Annotated in this window: 12 protein-coding genes and 1 pseudogene; 8 read left to right on the top strand and 5 right to left on the bottom strand. The window is 75.3% G+C overall.

The genetic code is table 11. The annotated features are described in order from the left end of the window. Window positions 1-17 precede the first annotated feature (17 nt). The gene (locus tag AB0637_RS00190; RefSeq protein WP_366169113.1) at window positions 18-1,703 is read left to right on the top strand and encodes a ribonuclease J; all 1,686 of its coding nucleotides are present in this window, start codon (window positions 18-20) and stop codon (window positions 1,701-1,703) included. 27 nt (window positions 1,704-1,730) lie between these two features. Here AB0637_RS00190 and AB0637_RS00185 read toward each other — a convergent pair whose 3' ends face one another. Next, entirely contained in the window at window positions 1,731-2,828 is a 1,098-nt protein-coding gene (locus AB0637_RS00185; protein ID WP_366169112.1) for a tetratricopeptide repeat protein, read from the bottom strand. A 60-nt stretch (window positions 2,829-2,888) separates the two neighbouring features. On the opposite strand from AB0637_RS00185, the gene AB0637_RS00180 reads away from it, so the two are divergent. Continuing rightward, the gene (locus AB0637_RS00180; protein ID WP_366169111.1) at window positions 2,889-3,740 is read left to right on the top strand and encodes a hypothetical protein; all 852 of its coding nucleotides are present in this window, start codon (window positions 2,889-2,891) and stop codon (window positions 3,738-3,740) included. Window positions 3,741-3,754: 14 nt separating this feature from the next. On the opposite strand, the gene AB0637_RS00175 is transcribed toward AB0637_RS00180, so the two are convergent. Together AB0637_RS00175 and AB0637_RS00170 are read right to left on the bottom strand one after the other, a co-directional pair. Then, on the bottom strand, window positions 3,755-5,041 hold the full coding sequence (locus tag AB0637_RS00175; protein ID WP_366169110.1) for an ATP-binding protein: 1,287 nt from the start codon (window positions 5,039-5,041) through the stop codon (window positions 3,755-3,757). Then, a complete protein-coding gene (locus AB0637_RS00170; RefSeq protein WP_366169109.1) occupies window positions 5,038-6,201 on the bottom strand; it encodes a heparan-alpha-glucosaminide N-acetyltransferase domain-containing protein in 1,164 nt (387 codons plus the stop codon). The genes AB0637_RS00175 and AB0637_RS00170 overlap by 4 nt, the downstream gene beginning before the upstream one ends. A 439-nt stretch (window positions 6,202-6,640) precedes the next feature. Here AB0637_RS00170 and AB0637_RS00165 point away from each other — a divergent pair, with 439 nt between their 5' ends. From AB0637_RS00165 to AB0637_RS00140, 6 genes and pseudogenes are all read left to right on the top strand, one after another. Beyond that, window positions 6,641-9,220: a DNA translocase FtsK gene (locus tag AB0637_RS00165; RefSeq protein ID WP_366169466.1), complete on the top strand. Its 2,580-nt coding sequence runs from the start codon at window positions 6,641-6,643 to the stop codon at window positions 9,218-9,220. A gap of 188 nt (window positions 9,221-9,408) precedes the next feature. Beyond that, entirely contained in the window at window positions 9,409-10,269 is an 861-nt protein-coding gene (locus AB0637_RS00160) for an NYN domain-containing protein (protein WP_366169108.1), read from the top strand. 88 nt (window positions 10,270-10,357) lie between these two features. Continuing rightward, complete coding sequence (rimO, locus tag AB0637_RS00155) at window positions 10,358-11,836, top strand: 30S ribosomal protein S12 methylthiotransferase RimO (RefSeq protein ID WP_366169107.1); 1,479 nt, start codon at window positions 10,358-10,360, stop codon at window positions 11,834-11,836. Continuing rightward, window positions 11,833-12,405, top strand: a complete 573-nt coding sequence (gene pgsA, locus AB0637_RS00150) for a CDP-diacylglycerol--glycerol-3-phosphate 3-phosphatidyltransferase (protein ID WP_366169106.1) — start codon at window positions 11,833-11,835, stop codon at window positions 12,403-12,405. The genes rimO and pgsA overlap by 4 nt, the downstream gene beginning before the upstream one ends. Continuing rightward, window positions 12,402-12,950 (top strand): CinA family protein, encoded by a 549-nt coding sequence (locus AB0637_RS00145; RefSeq protein ID WP_366169105.1) that lies wholly within the window; start codon window positions 12,402-12,404, stop codon window positions 12,948-12,950. The genes pgsA and AB0637_RS00145 overlap by 4 nt, the downstream gene beginning before the upstream one ends. Before the next feature lie 151 nt (window positions 12,951-13,101). Beyond that, window positions 13,102-13,332: pseudogene (locus AB0637_RS00140) on the top strand (helix-turn-helix transcriptional regulator); the annotation flags it as partial. 355 nt (window positions 13,333-13,687) lie between these two features. On the opposite strand, the gene AB0637_RS00135 reads toward AB0637_RS00140, so the two are convergent. Both AB0637_RS00135 and AB0637_RS00130 read right to left on the bottom strand, forming a co-directional pair. Beyond that, window positions 13,688-14,590 carry a DNA-formamidopyrimidine glycosylase family protein gene (locus tag AB0637_RS00135; protein ID WP_366169104.1) on the bottom strand — a complete coding sequence of 301 codons (903 nt, stop codon included), beginning with the start codon at window positions 14,588-14,590 and terminating at the stop codon, window positions 13,688-13,690. 4 nt (window positions 14,591-14,594) lie between these two features. Next, window positions 14,595-19,316, bottom strand: coding sequence for an ATP-dependent helicase (locus tag AB0637_RS00130; RefSeq protein WP_366169103.1), 4,722 nt, complete (start codon window positions 19,314-19,316; stop codon window positions 14,595-14,597). Window positions 19,317-19,396 lie beyond the last annotated feature (80 nt).

The following is a 19,396-nucleotide window of genomic DNA, read 5'->3' as shown; positions in this document are numbered from 1 at the left end:
GCCGCAGGAGGAGCCGCATGAGCCACCCCCACCCCGAACTGACGTCCCCGCCGCCGCTGCCGAAGGGCGCCCTGCGCGTCTACGGCCTCGGTGGCCTGGGCGAGGTCGGGCGCAACATGACCGTGTTCGAGCACGAGGGCAAGCTCCTCGTCGTCGACTGCGGCGTCCTGTTCCCCGAGGACCACCAGCCCGGTGTCGACCTCATCCTCCCCGACTTCGGGCCCATCGCCGACCGTCTCGACGACATCGTCGCCCTGGTCCTGACGCACGGGCACGAGGACCACATCGGGGCCGTGCCGTACCTGCTGAAGCTGCGGCCGGACATCCCCCTGCTCGGGTCCCAGCTGACGCTGGCGCTCATCGAGGCCAAGCTCAAGGAACACCGCATCCGGCCCTACACGCACGGGGTGCGCGAGGGGCAGAAGGAGCAGCTCGGCCCGTTCGAGTGCGAGTTCATCGCCGTGAACCACTCCATCCCGGACGCCCTGGCCGTGGCCATCCGCACGAGCGCGGGCCTCGTCCTGCACACGGGCGACTTCAAGATGGACCAGCTGCCGCTGGACAACCGGATCACCGACCTCAACGCGTTCGCGCGGCTCGGCGACGAGGGCGTGGACCTGTTCTGCGTCGACTCGACCAACGCGGAGGTGCCGGGGTTCACGGCCCCGGAGCGGGACATCGGCCCGGTGCTCGAGCAGTTGTTCGGGCGCGCCGAGAAGCGCATCATCGTCGCCTCCTTCGCCTCCCACGTGCACCGCGTGCAGCAGGTCCTGAACGCCGCCGACGCGCACGGCCGCAAGGTCGCCCTCGTCGGCCGCTCGATGGTCCGGAACATGGGCATCGCGGCGGACCTGGGGTACCTGCAGGTCCCCAAGAACCTGCTCATCGACCTCAAGCAGGTCGAGGACCTGCCCGACGACCGCGTCGTCCTCATGTGCACGGGGTCGCAGGGTGAACCCATGGCGGCCCTGTCGCGCATGGCCAACCGCGACCACCGCATCGCGATCGACGCGGGCGACACCGTCATCCTCGCCAGCTCGCTCATCCCGGGCAACGAGAACTCGGTGTACCGCGTCGTCAACGGCCTGGCCCGCCTCGGTGCGACGGTCGTGCACCAGCAGAGCGCGAAGATCCACGTCTCCGGGCACGCCAGCGCCGGGGAACTCCTCTACTGCTACAACATCCTCAAACCCCGCAACGTCATGCCCGTGCACGGGGAGATCCGGCACCTGCTGGCGAACGCCGAACTGGCCGTCAAGACGGGCGTCCCGCGTGAACGCGTCGTCATCGCCGAGGACGGGGTGGTCGTGGACCTCGTGGACGGCAAGGCGGGCATCGTCGGGGCCGTCCCCGTGGGGTACGTCTACGTCGACGGTTCCAGCGTCGGGGAGATCACCGAGGCCGACCTCAAGGACCGCCGGATCCTCGGCGAGGAGGGGTTCATCTCCATCTTCGTCGCCGTCGACTCCGTCACCGGCAAGGTCGTCTCGGGACCGGAGTTCAACGCCCGCGGGTTCATCGGCGACGGTGACGAGCGCTTCAACGCCATCCGCAAGCGCGTCGAGAACGCGCTCAACGAGGCGTCCACGGGCCCGGTGGACACCTACCAGCTGCAGCAGATCGTCCGGCGCACGGTGGGCACCTGGGTCTCCCAGACGCACCGCCGCCGGCCGATGATCGTCCCGGTCGTCGTCACCGCCTGAGACGGGGACGACCCGGCGCGGCCGCCCTCACTCACGGGGGCGGCCCCGCCGCACCGCGATCCACACGCCGAGGTTGACGAGCAGCACCACGCGCGCCGCCGCGAGGGTCGCCTCGAGCGAGACCGCCGACCGTGGCAGCGCCGCCACGACGATCGAGCCGACCAGCAGCAGCCCCGCCACCCCCCAGGCCACGACGAGCAGGGGGCGTCGGCGCACCCGCTCGCGCACCGCGTGCCGCAGGGCGGGCGGCGTCGCCCGCCACGTCGGGACGCACCACGCGGCCAGCAGACCCCACCCGAGGACCAGGGCGATCCAGCGCCACGGCACCGCCGAGCCGCCGTGCTCGACGGCCCCCGCCACGCCCACGGCCAGCGCCGTGAGGAGGGCCGCGACCCACACCCGCCGCGCGAGTCCGAGGGCGAGGACGTCGACGTTGTGCCGGGCGACGGCGCTCTGCGGGTCGGCCGCCAGGGAGTCGCCGAGCAGGCGGGCGCCCCGGCCGAGCCGGTGGGAGTTCAACGCGAGCGCCCCGAGGTTGTTGAGGGCCTCGGCGTGGCCGGGCTCCAGGCGCAGCACGGCCTCGTAGGCCGCGCGGGCGGCGCCCCGGCGACCACGCCGGTGCTGGACGAGCCCGAGGACGAACAGCGGCTGCGCCAGTCCGGGTCCGGCCTCGACGGCGGCCCGCGCCGCCCGGACGGCCTCCCGCCGACCCCCGCGGCGGGCGGAGAGGACGGTCGCCAGCCGGGACAGCGCGTACGGCTCGGAGGCGTCGCAGCGCACCGCCTCCCTCGCCGCGCGCACGGCGTCGGCGTGCCGGCCGAGGTGCTCGAGCGCGATGCTCGCGAGGCGGTGGCCGTGCTCGGCGTCGGGCTGCACGGCGACCGCCGCCTCGGCGGCCTGCAACGCCTGCGCGTACCGGCCGAGCTGGATCTCGGCGACGGCGGCCAGGCGCAGCGCGACCGGGTTCCAGGGGTCGGTGGCCAGGACCTCGTGCACCGCGCGCAGGGCCTGCTCCCAGCGGCCCGTCGCCCCCAGGGCCTCGGCCCGGCGCAGGGCGAGCTCGGCGCCGGACGGGGAGTCCGCGGCGGGACGGCCCGGGGCCGGGCGGTCGGGCGGGCTCGTCATCGACTCTCCTGCGCGTGGCTGAAGGACTACGGAGTGCGACCAGGGTGCTAGGTTCACGCCGTGCAGACGCCTCGCCGCACCCGGTCGGAGGCTACCTACTCCCCGCGGCACTCCACGGGCGGTTTCCTCGGGTCCCGCCCCGCCCGTGTCGTCGCCGCCGGGTTGACCGTCTCCCTCGGCGTCGTCGGCGGGGCCGTCCTCGTGGACCGGGCCGACGAGGTCCCGGGGTCCCGGCTGCTGCCGCCGACCGTCACCTCGGCCCCGGCCGCCGTCCCCGCGCCGCTCGCGTCCACCACCACGTCGCCGGCCGCGACCACGACCGCTTCCGCGCCGGCGACCGCGCAACCCCTGGCGGCCGCGTCGTCCGCGATCCCGTCCACCGGGAGCACCGGCAGTGCGGCCGCGGCCGCGCCCTCGGCCCCCGCGGAACCCGCGTCCCCGCAACCGTCTGCGTCGCAACCCGTCCCGTCGCAACCCGTCCCGTCGCAACCCGTCCCGTCGCAACCCGTCCCGTCGCAACCTGCCCCGTCGCAACCCGCGCCGTCACCCGCGCCGCAGCCGGCGGACCCCGTGACCCCGGCGCCCGCTCCCGCGCAGCCTGCGGCCGGCGGGCGGGACCTGCTGTCGGCGGCCGTCGACCTCCCCTCCCGGATCCAGCTCCCGACCGGTTCGGTGAGCGTCCAGGTGCCGTTGCCCGACCCCGTGACGGTGACGGGGGAGGTCTCCACCCCGGCGCCCGGCGAGGTGCGGATCGAGGTGCGCGTCACCGCGCCCGACGTTCCGGCGGGACGTCACGTCGCCGACTCCGCCACCGTCACGGCGCAGGACCCGGCCGGGACGTCGACTCCGGTGGACGCGGTCGACGGTCTGCTGGACCGCGTGGCGCGGCACCGGGTGCCCTCGGCCCCCTGACGATCCCGGTCCGCTCAGCGCTTGCGGCGACGCAGGTGCTGCACGAGGTCGTCCCAGGACCCGTCGCCGTTGGCGTAGGTCGCGACGTTGCGGGCCGTGTCGAACCACGCGCCCGTCGACGGCTTCACCTGCCGCCAGGCGGCGTGCAGGTCGTGGTCGGTGAGGGGCCGGGCGCGCCCGGTGCGCACCGCGTCCCGCAGGGCGAGTTCCGCGGCGGTGTCGACGACGTGGGCGAGGTCCGCGCCGGAGAACCCTTCCGTGCGGGCCACGAGCGGTGCGAGGTCCACCCCGTCGGTCGGACGGTCGCGCAGGTGGTGCTCCAGCACGGCGCGCCGGGCGGGGGCGTCCGGGGGCAGCACGAGCACGGTGCGGTCCAGCCGGCCCGGCCGCCGCAGCGCCGGGTCGACGTCCCACGGGGCGTTCGTCGCGGCGAGCACGAAGACGCCCTCGTTCCCGCCCGCGCCCGGCGAGCCCGAGGCGATGCCGTCGAGCTCGGCCAGCAGTTGCTGGACCGTCGTGCGCATCCCCGAGGACCGGGTCTGGCTGCGGGACATGCCGAGACCGTCGACCTCGTCGAAGAACAGGACGCACGGGGCGTTGCGCCGGGCCTGCTCGAAGAGGGCGTGCAGGTTCTTCTCGCTGCCGCCGATCCACATGTCCAGCACGTCGGACAGGCCCACCGACAGGAACTGGGCGCCGACCTCCCCGGCGAGCGCGCGGGCCAGGAACGTCTTGCCGCACCCGGGCGGGCCGTAGAGCAGGAGGCCACCGCGCAGGCTCTTGCCGTACAGGCGGCGCAGTTCGGGGTTGCGCAGCGGGCCGAGGAAGGCGAGTTCGAGCCGTTCCTTGACGTCGTCCATGCCGGCGACGTCGGCGAGCGTCGTCCGCGGTCGGGTCAGGTCCGCCGTCGTGGCGTCCGGGTCGGGACCGTCCTCGACGTCGTGCGCCGCGAGCCGGCTCGCGTCCAACGGTCCCAGGTCGGCCTCGGCGCGGTCCCAGTCGAAGGCGGGTGGCGTCGCGGCGCCCCCGGGTCCGGGGTCGGGTTCCGGTCGCGGGGACGGCGGGGGAGCGGGGGCGAGCGCGCGCTGGACGAGGTCGCGCGCCGGCGCGGACGCCGGGTCCAGCGCGAGGACCTGCGCGGCGTGCGCGAGCGCGGCCTGCGCGTCGCCGGCCGCCAGCAGCAACTCCGCCACGTGCAGGCGCAGGGGGACGTCGGCGGGGGTGGCGTCGAGGGCGGCGAGGAGGCTGCGCAGCAGCGGGTCCTGCGGGGCGGAGGACGGCGGGGTCGGCGACGTGCTCACGGCGTCAGCGTAGGCGGGTCGCCGACCGGGTGGCGGCCCGATCGCCGCCGCAGGGGCGCACCGGCGGCCGAGGCCACCGTCCCGACGACCAGCTCGAGCGGTCCGCGCCCCACGAGCAGCCGCCACCCGGTCGCGGCGACGAGGGCGACGACGACGTGCAGTCCCAGCAGCCGCAGCGAGTGGTCGTCCGTGCCGGCCAGGGCGAGGACGTGCCCCGTGTAGACGGTGAGCGGCATGCTCCCCAGGGCGGCCACGGGGACGAGGAACCGCGTCACGGCGGCGGGCAGGAGGCAGGCCGCGCCGACGACGGCGAGCGCCGTGCCCGCCGTGTGCAGCAGGTCGAACGGCGTCCCCGAGTGCGGGGCGACGACCGCCAGCCACCACCGCGAGTCGGTCGGGACGGTCCCGTAGAAGTCGGTGCCGTCGGGGCCGAGGGGACCCGCGACGGTGCGCAGGGCGGCGAGACCGCCGCCCGGTCCGAGGAGCAGCCCGCTGACCAGCCAGGCCGCGGCGGCCAGCACGGCACCCGCCCCGAGGACGCGCAGGGCACCCGTCGTCGAGCGCAGGTCGGCCCGCGAGACGGCCAGCCCGAGCACGAGGTACCCCGCCCACCCGACGACGGGGTAGTAGCCGGTGAGGGCGAGCGTCTCCAGCAGCTGCCCGGGGCGGGCCAGCGAACTCAGCGTCGGCTGCTCGTACTGCGGGGTCAGGTCCGCCGCGCGGCGGACCGCGAACGACAGCAGCGGGGCCAGCGCCAGCCAGGCCACCCCGAGGACGGCCAGCCGGCGGGCGGGCCACCACAGGAACGGCAGCACGACGACGAACGCGACGCCGTAGTAGGCCAGGATCACCGCGACCCGGCTGTCCGCCTCCACGAGGAGCAGGCCGACGAGCGCGACGAGCAGCCCCCGGACGACGACGGACCCGCGGGCCGCGGCGCGGTCCTGCGCGTCGCGACGCGTGACGAGCCCCAGGGACAGGCCGGCGAGGACGGCGAAGAGACCCGACGCCCGGCCGTGGGCGAGGGAGTACAGCGTGCCCGCCGCCCCGGGGGCGTCGTCCCCCGGCAGCACGTGCACGGCCATCATCCCGACGACCGCGACGGCCCGGGCCAGGTCGACGCCGACGAGGCGGCCGGGGCCGGTGGGGAGCAGGGGCACGGGGCCAGTCTGCGGGGTGCCGTGCCCCACCCGTCGAACCCACTCGTCGAACCCACCCGCGGCGACGGTCGCGGCGTGTCGGCGACGGTCCCGCGGCCCGCCGGGGGAGGCTGGCACCCGGCTGGGCGCTCGCCCGGTCGGAGCAGTCGTGCCCCGGTACCGTGATCACATGGCCACCCGGGGGACGACCCAGCGCACGACTGAGCGCAGCAGCAGGGGAGGGGCCTCGACAGTGGCGACCGGTTCGCGAGGTGGCACCAAGTCCGGGTCGGCCGGGGGCAGGACGCCCGCGCGCCCGTCCAGCTCCCGCGGTGCCCGTCCCGCGGCCAACCGGTCCGCGGCCAAGGCGCCCGCCCGGTCGGCGGCCAAGGCACCCGCCCGGGGCGTCCCCGTCCGCACCGGTCCGTCGTGGCCCGTGCGGGCCGTGACCGCCGTGTGGATGGGGATGGCCCACCTCGTCGGCGGCGCCGCGCGCCGCATCGGCACCGGAGCCCGTGACCTCGACCCGGAACTGCGCCGCGACGGGGCCGGGTTCTTCCTGCTCGCGCTGGCCATCGTCGTCGCCGCCCGGGAGTGGTGGGGGCTGCCCGGCCGGGCCGGGGCCGTCATCCACACCGTCGTGGCGGGCACGTTCGGCGAGGTCGGCCTCGCGCTGCCCGTCGTGCTCGTGGGCCTGTCGGTGCACCTGCTGCGCCACCCCGACCACACCCAGACGACGACGCGCGCCGTCGTCGGCTCGACCGCGCTGACGCTGGCCACGGCCGGTCTGGTCCACCTCGCCACCGGGGCTCCCTCACCCACGGGACCCGCCGGCGTCGGGGTCGTCACCGACTCCGGCGGGATGCTCGGGTTCCTCGTGGCCGGGCCCCTGACGACCGCGCTCACCGCCTGGGTGGTCGTCCCGATCCTCGTGCTGCTCGGCTTCTTCGGCGTCCTCGTGCTCACCGCCACCCCCGTGCACGCCATCCCCTCGCGCCTGCGCGAGGCGTACGAGCGGCTGACGCACCACCCGCACCGGCCGGAGCCGGCGGAGCGCCCGTCCCGCGGGGACCTGCCCGCGAACGCCCTGGCGCGCCAGCGGGCCGCCCGGGCCCTGGGGCCCGGGCCGGGGGAGACCGACGAGGACACGGGCGAGGACGCCGCGCCGTCGCGCCGGCGCGGTCGCAAGGCGCAGGAGGCCCGCGAGGCCGCCGAGGCCGCGGCCCGCGTCGGGGACGAGGCGTTCGAGCAGGCCGCCATCACCGACGCCGCCGTCGAGGAGGCCACCCGGGGAACCGGTCGTCGGCCCCGTCCGGGGGAGCGTCGCGTCGTCCCCTCCGACGTGCCGTCCGTGCGGGACGCCCTGACCGCGGACGCCGCCCCCGTCGTGGACGGGGCGTCGGTGCCCGCCAGCAAGCCCAAGGACCTGGCGCCCCCGCCGGCGACCCCGCTGCCGCCGCGGATCGAGCAGCTCACGCTCGCGCCCGACGTGACCTACACGCTGCCCGAGGCGGGAGCCCTCACCCCGGGGACGCCGCCGAAGGAGCGCAGCGCCGCCAACGACCGCGTCGTCGAGGCGCTGTCCGGGGTGCTCGACCAGTTCGACATCGACGCCCGGGTGACGGGGTTCTCCCGCGGTCCGACGGTCACGCGCTACGAGGTCGAGCTCGGCCCGGGCACGAAGGTCGAGCGCGTCACCCAGTTGTCCAAGAACATCGCCTACGCCGTCGCCAGCGCGGACGTCCGGATCCTGTCGCCCATCCCCGGCAAGTCCGCGATCGGCATCGAGATCCCGAACAGCGACCGCGAGACGGTGTCGCTGGGCGACGTCCTGCGCTCGCACGCGGCGACCTCGACCGAGCACCCCATGGTCATGGGCGTCGGCAAGGACGTCGAGGGCGGGTTCGTCGTCGCGAACCTGGCGAAGATGCCGCACCTGCTCGTCGCGGGGGCCACCGGCGCCGGCAAGTCGAGCTTCGTGAACTCGATGATCACGTCGATCCTCATGCGCTCCACGCCAGACGAGGTGCGCATGGTGCTCGTCGACCCCAAGCGCGTCGAGCTGACGATCTACGAGGGCATCCCGCACCTCATCACGCCGATCATCACGAACCCCAAGAAGGCCGCCGAGGCCCTGGAGTGGGTCGTGCGGGAGATGGACGTCCGCTACGACGACCTCGCCGCGTTCGGGTTCAAGCACGTCGACGACTTCAACCGCGCCGTGAAGGCCGGCAAGGTGAAGGTGCCGGAGGGTTCGCAGCGCGTGCTGCACCCGTACCCGTACCTGCTGGTGATCGTCGACGAGCTCGCCGACCTCATGATGGTCGCCCCGCGCGACGTCGAGGCGTCCATCCAGCGCATCACGCAGCTGGCCCGCGCCGCCGGGATCCACCTCGTCCTCGCGACGCAGCGCCCCTCGGTCGACGTCGTCACCGGGATCATCAAGGCCAACGTCCCGTCGCGGCTGGCGTTCGCGACGAGCTCGCTCGCCGACTCCCGCGTCGTCCTCGACCAGCCCGGCGCCGAGAAGCTCGTCGGGCAGGGTGACGCGCTCTTCCTGCCGATGGGTGCGTCCAAGCCCATGCGCGTGCAGGGGGCGTGGGTCACCGAGAGCGAGGTCGAGGCCGTCGTCTCGCACGTGAAGTCGCAGCTGCGGCCCGTGTACCGCGACGACGTCGTCGTCGCGACGCAGAAGAAGCAGGTCGACGAGGAGATCGGCGACGACCTCGAGGTGCTGCTGCAGGCCACCGAACTCGTCGTCACGACGCAGTTCGGGTCGACGTCGATGCTGCAGCGCAAGCTGCGCGTCGGGTTCGCCAAGGCCGGCCGGCTCATGGACCTGCTGGAGTCGCGCGGGGTCGTCGGCCCCAGCGAGGGGTCCAAGGCCCGCGACGTGCTGATCCGCCCCGACGACCTGCCCGGCACCCTCGCCCTCATGCGGGGCGAGGACCCGCCCACCGCGATGGAACCGACGGGCGAGCCCGAGGTCATCGACGTCGACGGGACCGAGGACGCCTGGGAGCTGCTCGACCGGCGCTGACCCCGTCACCCTCCGCGTCCACCGGCCTCCGGCTCGAGGTCCAAGGCCTCCCGCGGAGGGGGGATCGTTGGAGCGGAGCGCCGCCAGGTTCGGCGCAACGCTCCGACGACCCGGGACGTCGCGCACGACACGTCACGGAGAGCGAGCAAGGCGTCGCCGATCGGTGACTCTCCGTGTAACTTTGAACCATGGACGCGCCGCGACCCCCCGAGCCCGTCCGGCAGTCCGCCGACCGGCCCGGCGACCGGAGTGAACGCCGCGAGACGGAGCGACGGGACCTGGACCTCCTCGTCTGGGACGCACCGAACATCGACATGACGCTGTCCTCGATCCTCGGTTCGCGGCCGGCGTCCTCGGACCGTCCGCGGTTCGACGCCATCGCCCGCTGGTTCCTCGCCGAGGCCGCCGACCACGAGGTCGAGGGCTGCGTGTTCACCAACGTCCACCCCACGAGCGCGGTCTCGTTGCGCGGGTGGATCGAGGCGTTGCGCAGCTTCGGGTACGCGGTCTTCGCCCGGCCCAAGGTCCACCCCGAGGACGACGTCGACGACGCGATGCTGCAGCACATCGCCTCCCGGCAGGCCAGCCACCGGTTGCGCCGCGTCGTCGTGGCCAGCGGCGACGGCCGGAACTTCCTCCTCCCCCTGGAGGAGCTGCACCGCGCCGGGGTGCGCGTGGTCGTCCTCTCCTTCGCCGAGGTCGCCGGCTACGCACAGGAGTCCCCGCTCATCGAGTTCGTCGACCTCGAGGACGTTCCCGGCGCGTTCCAGGTCTCCCTCGGTCGCACCCGCCTGACGGCGCTGCCCCCCGACGGTGGCTGGTTCCGGCCCACCCGGCCCATGCGCGCCCTCCTGGAGGAGGGGACGGCCCTGGACCACCCGCACCCGCACCCCCCGGCCGCCGACCACGGCCGCGACGGCGACCCGGTGCGCGCCGGCGGTTCCGGGCCCGCCCCCCACCCGGAGGACGCCCCCGCCCCCGCCGCGCCGGAGGTGGGGGAGGTGGGCCGGGTGCCCGCCCCGCACGCCCCCCGGGCCCGCACGGCCTGAGCCGGTCCCACCTGCCTCCCGCCCCGCGGGAGGTCGCGGGGGGTCGCGGAGGGCCGGACGGGGTCCCCGGGCCACGTACCCTGGGGCCGTGCCCACCCCCACCCGTTCCGTCGCCCTCGTGACCCTCGGCTGCGCCCGCAACGACGTCGACTCCGAGGAGCTCGCGGGTCGGCTGGCCGACGCGGGGTGGACCCTCGTCGACGACGCGGACGGCGCCGACGTGGCCGTCGTCAACACGTGCGGTTTCGTGGAGCAGGCCAAGAAGGACTCCATCGACACGGTCCTGGCCGCGGCCGACCTCAAGGAGGCGGGCCGGACGAAGGCCGTCGTCGCCGTCGGGTGCATGGCCGAGCGCTACGGCAAGGACCTCGCCGAGTCGCTGCCGGAGGCCGACGCCGTCCTCGGGTTCGACTCCTACGCCGACCTGTCCAGCCACCTCGAGGCGATCCTGCACGGGGAGAAGCGCGAGTCGCACGTCCCGCGCGACCGCCGCACGCTCCTGCCGCTGGCGCCCGCCGAACGCCAGGCCGCGCGAGCTGTCAGCATCGCCGAACCCGACCTGCCCGAGGGGCTGGCCCCGGCCAGTGGTCCGCGCGTCGTGCGCCGCCGTCTCGGGTCCGGCCCGTGGGCCCCGGTCAAGATCGCCGCCGGCTGCGACCGCCGCTGCTCGTTCTGCGCCATCCCCGCCTTCCGCGGCTCCTTCGTGTCCCGGCCCGCCGACGAGGTGCTCGCCGAGACGCGCTGGCTGGCCGAGCAGGGCGTCAAGGAGGTGTTCCTCGTCAGCGAGAACACGACCTCCTACGGCAAGGACCTCGGGGACCTGCGCGCGCTGGAGGCCCTGCTGCCGCAGGTGGCGGCCGTCGAGGGCATCGAGCGGGTCCGCGTCTCCTACCTGCAGCCCGCCGAGGTCCGCCCGGGACTGCTCGACGCGCTCACCGCCACCCCCGGGGTCGTCCCCTACTTCGACCTCTCGTTCCAGCACTCCGCGCCGAACGTGCTGCGCCGCATGCGCCGCTTCGGCAGCACCGACGCCTTCCTCGCGCTGCTGGAGCAGGTGCGGGAGCGGTTCCCGACCGCCGGCGTCCGCTCCAACGTCATCGTCGGGTTCCCCGGCGAGACCGAGGACGACGTCGAGGAGCTGTGCTCCTTCCTCGAACGCGCCCGCCTCGACGTCGTCGGCGTCTTCGGGTACTCCGACGAGGACGGCACGGAGGCGGCGACCCTGGACGGCAAGCTGCCCGACGACGTCGTCGCCGCGCGCCTGGACCGCGTCAGCCGGCTCGTCGAGGAGCTCGTGGCCCAGCGCGCCGAGGAGCGGCTCGGCGAGGTCGTCGAGGTCCTCGTGGAGTCGGTCGTCGACGAGGACGGCGACCCGCACGTCGTCGGCCGCGCCGCCCACCAGGGACCCGACGTCGACGGCGAGACCGAACTGGAGCTGCCCCCGGGTGTCGACGTCGCCGTGGGCGACCTCGTGCGGGCCCGCGTCACGGGTGTCGCCGGCGCCGACCTGCTCGCCGCACCGCTGGTCGAGACCGAGCCGCGGACGAGGACTACGGTCGGGGCATGAGCACCAAGGCGGGTCTGCACTGGAACACGCACAGGGTGCACCTGCCGAACGCGCTCACCGTCCTGCGCATCGTCTTCGTCCCGGTCTTCGTCTGGTTCCTCGCCGAGAACTCCGGGACGGACTGGCGCTGGCGCCTGGCCGCCTCCGTCGTCTTCATCGGGGCCAGCATCACCGACCGCTACGACGGACACCTCGCCCGTCGCTGGGAGGTCGTCTCCGACTTCGGCAAGATCGCCGACCCCATCGCCGACAAGGCCCTCATCGGGGCGGGTCTCGTCGTGCTGTCCCTGCAGGGCCGGCTGTGGTGGTGGATGACCGTGGTCATCCTGGTCCGGGAGCTGCTCGTCACGCTCCTGCGCTTCATCGTCATCCGCCGCGGGGTCATCCCCGCCGCCAAGGGCGGGAAGATCAAGACGGTCGTCCAGACGGTCGCCGTGGGGCTGTTCGTGCTGCCGCTCCCCGCCGCGCTGGACCCCGTGTGCCTGGCCGTCATGGCCGTGGCCGTCGTCCTGACCATCTGGAGCGCCTGGGCGTACTTCGTGGCCGGCGCCAAGCTCCTGCGTCCGTGACCGGCGACGGGCCGGCCGGGCTCGCGCAGGCCGTCGTCGCCGGGCTCGTCACGGCGGGCCGCACCGTCGCCACCGCCGAGTCCCTCACCGGCGGCCTGCTCTGCGCGACGCTCGTCGACGTGCCGGGGGCCTCGGCCGTCGTCCGCGGCGGGGTCGTCGCGTACGCGACGGAGCTCAAGGCGAGCGTCCTGGGGGTCGACGTGGGCGCCCTGGACCGGACGGGCCCGGTGGACGGCGTGGTCGCCGAGCAGATGGCGAGGGGCGCCCGGCGCGTCCTGCGGGCGGACGTCGGCCTGGCCACCACGGGGGTCGCCGGTCCGGGACCGGCCGACGGGTTCCCCGCCGGGACCGTCTTCGTGGCGATCGCCGCCGACGAGCTGCCCGGTGGGGCGCGGCACGTGCGGTTGGACGTCCCGGGGGACCGGCCCTCCGTACGGCGCGAGACCGTGCGGGCGGTCCTCGCCGAGCTGCTGCCGCTGCTGCCGGCCACCGGGTGGGGGGCCGCGGGGGAGGGCGAGGAACAGGAGCCGTCGCCCGGGAGTTGAGCCAGACGTGCGCAACCCTGCTCCCACCCCCACCTCCGTGCCGCGCTCGGGGTACGGTGGTGGCTCCACTACAGGCAGCCACCGAACAGCGCCGGACGGACGACCGGTACTGCGAGGACTGCCTCCTCGACTCCCTGAGGGAGGCCGCCGCATGGTCGTGCTCCGCCGGACGATCGGTGACGTGCTGCGTGACGAACGCCGCGGGCAGCAACGCACCTTGCGCGAGGTCTCCTCGACGGCCCGGGTGTCCCTCGGGTACCTCAGCGAGGTGGAACGCGGCCAGAAGGAAGCCTCGAGCGAGCTGCTCGCCTCCATCTGCACCGCGCTCGACGTCCCCCTGTCCGAGGTCCTCGGCGAGGTGACCCGCCGCATCGCGGACGAGGAGGGTGTCGGCACCCGCCGCCGCTACGCCGCCGAGGGCATCGTCCCCACGCCCGCTCCCCGGCCCACGGCACCCGAGGTCGTCGATCCCGCCGGGCCGGTCGCGGACCTGCCCGCGGTGGACGGAGCCGCCGACCTGGACGTCGAGATCGACACCGACCTGGACGCGCTCGTCGAGCAGGCCGTCGACTCCGTCGTCGACCACGCGATCGGCTCGGCCCTCGGTGAGGTCCCGAGCCGGGAGTACTCGGTCGAACTCGAGGGCCTGCCCGCCGAGCTCGAGCTCATCGTGCGCCGTCGCCTCATCCCGGCGGCCTGAGCCCCAACCTCGACCAGCCCCACCTCGACCAGCGCCTTCACTTCCGCGTGCGGTACGTGCGCGCGGTCTGCGGCCGACCGGAGCTGCCCAACGGGCGCTGCGGTCGGCCGTCGTCCGTCGGGGCCGGCCCGCGTTGGCAGCCGGGGCAGTAGAACGCCGTCCGGTCCTGCGGCGGGTCCCCGATCATCGCGACGCGGACGGTCCCTCCGCAGCGCAGGCACGGCAGCCCGGACCGCGCGTGCGCGTAGTTCTGCCGACCCCGCCGCAGGTCGCCCGTCGTCACCTGGTCCACGCGGTCCTTGTTCACGTCGAGCAGCCGGTGCACGAGCGCCACGAACGCCGTCGGGTCCTCGACGTCGCGGACGGCCGACCACGGGGTGAGCCGGGCCAGGAAGCACGCCTCGGCCATGTAGAACGTCCCGACGCCGGCGAGCACGCGCTGGTCGAGCAGTGCCGCTCCCACCTGCCGGTCGGGGTCCTCCAGCAGCAGGCGTTCGGCCTCGGCCGGGTCCCAGCCCGGACCCAGCAGGTCCGGGCCGAGGTGACCGACGAGCTCGCCCTCGCGGTCGGTCGTGACGAGGTCGAGCATGCCGAGCTTGTGCCCGACCGCGGTCCAGACGTCGGTGCCCAGCACGGCCCGCACCCCCGACGCCGACCGCCGGCCCCGCGGGTCCCCGGTGCGCTCGACGTACCAGGAGCCCTCCATCCGCAGGTGGCTGTGCAGTGTCACGGCGGGGTCCGCTGCCCCGTCCACGACGGGACCGGGGGCGAGGCGCGTCAGGACGTGCTTGCCCGCGCTGACCACCTCCACGACCTCCCGGCCGGTGAGGTCGACGGTCGCCAGGCTGGGCCACCGCAGGTCGCTCTCGGTGAGCTCACGCCCGGCGAGCGCCTTGTGCAGGCGCTGCGCCGTGCGCCACACCACGTCCCCCTCGGGCACCGCCTCAGCTCCGGATCCGCAGGCCGCGCGGCGTCGCGTGGAAGCCGGCCCCTTCCAGGGCCCGCCCCAGCGGCGAGTCCGCGGCGAGCACTCCGCTGCCGTCGGCCTTCTCGACCGTGAGCTTGCCGAGCACCCCCTCGCGCACCGCGAGGGCCAGCACGTCGGCCGCCGGTTGCAGCACGGCCTCCTCCGCCGTCCACGACAGGACCGACCGCCCGCCGCGCTCGACGTAGAGCGCGAGCTCGCCGTCGACGAGGGCCACCAGCGCCCCCGCCTTGCGTCCGGGACGGTGCCCGGTCGCGCCGGCACTGCCCTCGGGACGTTCGGGCCACGGCAGCGCCGCACCGTAGGGGTTGGCCGGGTCGGTCGCGGCGAGCACGAGCGCGCCGGGCCCGGCGTCGGGCGCTCCGCGCCGCTGCGACGGGCTCGCCCCGCCGACGGGTTTCGCCGTGTCCCGCAGCCGGTCCACGGCCCCCGTCGTGGCGAACTGCGACGCGCCGAGCCCTTCGACGAAGTACCCGCGGCGGGCGCGGCCCGCGTCCTCGAAGGCGGACAGGACCTTGTAGACCGCGGCGAACCCGCCGGGCACGCGTTCGCTGCCGACCGCGCCGCGGGTCAGGACCCCGTGGCGGTCGAGCAGGACCTCGGCGCTGGCGTGCGCGCGCACCGTCGCGTCGGTCTCCACCTCCGGCAGCAGCGACCACCGGCCCGCCGCCGAGGGCGGGCCGCCACGGGAGGGCAGTTCCAGTCGCCGCGTCCCGCGGGGAGCCCGTCCGGGCCGGGTGTACCGCGTCCGCGGCGCCGCCGCCCGCGGTTTGTGGGCGCCCCGGCCGCCGAGGCGGTTGCGCAGGGGGGCGAGGGTGTCGTTGGTCAACCGCCCCGCCCACACGAGGTCCCACAGGACGGCCGTCAGCCCCGGGTCGTCGGTCGACCCGACGGCGTCGGCCAGCGCCCGGAAGAAGTAGGCGCCCCCGCCCCCGAGGGCGTCGAGGACCGCCCGGTGCAGCTCGGTGTCCACCTCGACGTCGGCCTCGGCCGGGTCGGGCAGCGTGAGGGGGGCGAGGTCGGCCGGGTGCAGCGAGACCCACCCGTCGTCACCGGGCAGGCTGCCGTGACCGGACCAGACCACCTCGCCCGCCGCGGTGAGCTCGTCGAGCATCGAGGGGAGGTACCCCTCGACGCGGGAGGCCAGCACGAGGGGTTCCAGGGCGCTGGCCGGCACCACCGCCCCGGCGAGCTGCTCGACGGCGCGCAGGACGCCGTCGACGCCGCGCATCCGTTGCCGCAGACCGGTGCTGACGCCCTGCCAGGCCGGCAGGAACCGGGCCAGGTCGCGGGGCGGGACGGGCTCGACGTCGGCGCGCAGCGCGGCCAGGGACCGGCGGCGCAGGATCCGCAGGACGTCGGCGTCGCAGAACTCCAGCCCCGTCCCGCCCGGGCGCAGCTCGCCCTCGACGAGTCGGCCGGAGGCCTGCAGCCGTCGCAGCGCGTCGTGCGCGACGGCGCGGCCGACGCCGAAGCGGGCCGCGGCCTCGGTCACCGTGAACGGCCCGTGGGTGCGGGCGTAGCGCCCGAACAGTTCCGCGAGCGGGTCGGCCACCGGTTCGGTGAACGCCTCCGGGATCCCGACGGGCAGCGGTGTCCCCAGGCCGTCGCGCAACCGCCCGGCGTCCTCGATGACGGCCCAGTGCTCCTCGCCCGCGATCCGCACCCGGATGAGCCGGCGCGCGTCCTCCAGCCCTGCGAGCCAGCGGGCCGCTTCGCCGTCGCTGCGCGTGGCGACCTCCACCGTCGTCAGCGGGCCCAGGACGCGCAGGAGGTCCGCGACGTCCTCGGCGTCGGTGGACTTGCGCTCCGGGACGAGGCGTTGCAACTCGTCCTCGGTGCGCTGCACCGCTTCGGGGTCCAGCAGGTCCCGCAGCGCGGCCCCCTCGCCCCGGCCGAGGAGTTCGGCGAGCAGGCTCGGGTCGAGGGCCAGGGCCGCGGCCCGCCGCTCGGCCAGCGGGGAGTCGCCCTCGTAGAGGAACTGCGCGACGTACCCGAACATCAGGCCCCGGGCGAACGGCGAGGGTTGGGCGGACTCGACCTCGACGATCCGGACCTTGCGTGCGGCCAGGTCGCCCATGAGCTGTTCCAGCCCCGTCACGTCGAAGACGTCGGACAGGCACTCGCGCACCGTCTCCAGGACGATCGGGAAGCTCGCGAACCGGCTGGCCACCTGCAGCAGCGACGCGGCGCGCTGGCGCTGCTGCCACAGCGGCTGCCGTCGACCGGGCTGGCGGCGGGGGAGCAGGAGGGCCCGGGACGCGCACTCGCGGAACCGGGACGCGAACAACGCCGACCCGCCGATCTCGGCGGTCACGAGTTCGGCGACCTCGTTCGCCTCGAGCGCGACGAGGTCGGCGACGTCCGGGGCCTGCCCCTGCGGCAGGTCGAGGTCGGGCAGCCGCAGGACGATCCCGTCGTCGGCGGGCATGGCCTGGACGTCGACGCCGAACCGTTCCCGCATGCGGGCGCCGAGGGCCAGGGCCCACGGCGAGTGGACCTGACCGCCGAAGGGGGAGTGGATGCAGATGCGCCAGTCCCCGAGCTCGTCGCGGAACCGCTCGACGACGATCGTGCGGTCGTCCGGGACGTGCCGCGTCGCCTCCTGCTGCTCGGTGAGGTAGGCGAGCAGGTTGCCCGTGGCCCAGTCGTCGAGGCCCGCGGCCAGCACCCGCTCGCGCGCGGCGCCACCGCCGAAACCCCCGTCGAGGGCCCCCAGTTCGCGGACGAACTCCCCCAGGGCGCGGCCGAGTTCGGCGGGCCGGCCGAGCGCCTCCCCGTGCCAGAACGGCAACCGCCCCGGCTGACCCGGCGCGGGTGTGACGAGGACCCGGTCGTGGGTGATGTCCTCCACCCGCCAGGCGGAGGAACCCAGCGTGATGACGTCGCCGACGCGGGACTCGTAGACCATCTCCTCGTCGAGTTCGCCGACGCGCCGGCCCGGCCCCTCGCCCGAGGCCAGGAACACGCCGAACAACCCGCGGTCGGGGATCGTCCCCCCGCTGGTCACCGCGAGCCGTTGCGCGCCGGGGCGTCCGGTGAGGGTGTCGGTGACGCGGTCCCACACCAGGCGCGGGCGCAGCTCGGCGAACTCGTCGCTGGGGTAGCGCCCCGAGAGCATGTCGAGGACGGCGTCGAGCACGGCGCGGGACAGCGTCGCGAACGGGGCCGCGCGCTGGGCCAGCGCCAGCAGGTCCGGCACCGTCCACTCGTCCATGGCGACCATCGCGACGATCTGCTGGGCCAGGACGTCGAGCGGGTTGGCCGGGACGTGCAGCTCCTCGATCCGCCCGTCCCGCATGCGCTCGACGACGACGGCCGTCTGCAGCAGGTCACCGCGGAACTTGGGGAACAGCACACCGCGGGAGACCGCCCCGACCTGGTGGCCAGCGCGGCCGACGCGCTGCAGACCGCTGGCCACGCTGGGCGGGGACTCGACCTGGACGACGAGGTCGACCGCGCCCATGTCGATGCCGAGCTCCAGGCTGGACGTGGCGACCACGGCGGGGAGGCGGCCGGCCTTGAGGTCCTCCTCGATGAGCGAACGCTGCTCCTTCGAGACCGACCCGTGGTGGGCGCGGGCCAGGAGGGGCGGGCGGTTCTGCGCGTGCCCCGCGGCGCCCATCACCTCGGCGGGTGGGGCGGCCGGCGTCTCGGCGTCCCCTTCCTCCTCCGGGTTCAGCCGTTCGTCCCAGATCTCGTTGAGGCGCGCGGTGAGGCGTTCGGACAACCGGCGCGAGTTCGAGAACACGAGCGTCGAGCGGTGCTCGGCGACGAGGTCGACGATGCGTTCCTCGACGTGCGGCCAGATGCTCGCCCGGCGCGGGTTGCCCGCCGCCTGGCCGGTGAGGTCGTCCGGGTCCTCCGCGCCCCGGCCGGAGGCGTCGAGCTGGCTCATGTCCTCGACGGGGACGACGACCTTCAGGTCGAACTCCTTCGTCGAGGGCGGCTGCACGACCGTGACGGGGCGGCCGCCGGAGACCCACTCGGCGACCGTCTGGACCGGCCGCACCGTCGCCGACAACCCGACGCGCTGCGTCGGTCCGCCGCCCGCCGCGGCGACGAGCGCGTCGAGGCGTTCCAGGGACACCGCCAGGTGCGCGCCGCGCTTGGACCCGGCCATGGCGTGGACCTCGTCGAGCACGACCGTCCGGACCCCGCGCAGCTGCTCGCGCGCCTTGGACGTCAGGAGCAGGAACAGCGACTCCGGCGTCGTGATGAGCACGTCCGGCGGGGTGCGCGTGAATCCGCGCCGCTCCTCGGCCGGGGTGTCGCCCGAGCGCACGCCGACGCGCACGTCCGGGACCGGCAGGCCCAGGCGCTGCGCGGCCTGCCGGATGCCCGTCAGCGGGGAGCGCAGGTTGCGCTCGACGTCCACGGCGAGCGCCTTGAGGGGGGAGACGTACAGGACGCGGCAGCGGTGGTCCTTGTCCTCCGGCGTCGGTTCGGCCGCCAGGCCGTCGAGCGCCCACAGGAAGGCCGACAGCGTCTTGCCCGACCCCGTCGGGGCCACGACGAGCGCGTGCTGCCCGCGGCTGACGGCGTCCCACGCCCCGAGCTGGGCGGGGGTCGGGGCGGCGAACGCCCCCGTGAACCACGCCCGCGTGGCCTCGGAGAACCGCCCCAGGACGTCGTCCGACGCCGGCGCGGCGGGAGGCTGGGACGAGCGTGGCGAGGTCACCCGGTCATGACACCACCCGCCTCCGACACGTGCGCCCCGTGAGAGCTGCGTCCGCGCCTGGTGCCGGGGCGTCCGCGCCG

The organism is Kineococcus sp. NPDC059986 (assembly GCF_040702905.1).
Classification (GTDB): Bacteria; Actinomycetota; Actinomycetes; order Actinomycetales; family Kineococcaceae; genus Kineococcus.
Note: the sequence above shows the minus strand (reverse complement) of the source record. Positions and strands in the feature narration are given on the sequence as shown.